Below are 747 nucleotides of genomic sequence, written 5' to 3'. Positions count from 1 at the left end.
CGCCCCAGGCAAACGTCGACTTGTCGGTACCGTTGCCGTTGTTGGCATCAAACTGGTAAGTACCGGTCAGGTCCTTGCCCACTTCGAGCGGACCCTTGACCTTCAACGCCTTCACCACCGGCTTGGCCGTCGGATCGAGCGGCTTGCCGTTGTCGCCGCCCTCGGACTCGTTGCCGCCGCCGTCGTTCTCGGACATCGAACCATCGGTCGCCACTTTGGCGGTGTTGCCCACCACATTGGCGCCGTTCTTCGCCTGCACGCCCACTTCCAGCACCTTGCCGGCATCCGCCGCCACGATGGTGTGTGCCGGCACTTCGCCCGACTTGGCAATCACTTCGCCCTTGGCCGCGTCGGTCTTACCCTTCTCGCCCCAGGCAAAGGTCGACTTGTCGGTACCGTTGCCGTTGTTGGCGTCAAACTGGTAAGTACCGGTCAGGTCCTTGCCCACTTCGAGCGGACCCTTGACCTTCAATGCCTTCACCACCGGCTTGGCATTCGTATCGATCGGCTTGCCGTTGTCGCCGCCCTCGGACTCGTTGCCGCCGCCCGGGTTGTTGTTGCCGCTGTCATCCGACACCGTGCCATCGGTCGCCACCTTGACGGTGTTACCCACCGCATTGGCCCCGTTCTTCGCCTGCACGCCCACTTCCAGCACCTTGCCGGCATCCGCCGCCACGATGGTGTGCGCCGGCACGACGCCCGACTGGGCGACGGTCTCGCCCTTGGCCGCGTCGGTCTTACCCTTCT

General features: G+C 64.4%; 1 protein-coding gene. It reads right to left on the bottom strand.

The window, feature by feature from the left end:
* A partial coding sequence (locus JHD59_RS21995; protein ID WP_199155836.1) for a hypothetical protein occupies window positions 1-747 on the bottom strand: 747 nt, incomplete at both ends.

The sequence above is a fragment of the Chromobacterium sp. ASV23 genome, from assembly GCF_016428945.1.
GTDB classification, from domain to species: Bacteria; Pseudomonadota; Gammaproteobacteria; order Burkholderiales; family Chromobacteriaceae; genus Chromobacterium; species Chromobacterium sinusclupearum.
The sequence above is the reverse complement of the archived record's forward strand: the minus strand, read 5'-3'. Positions and strand labels throughout refer to the sequence as shown.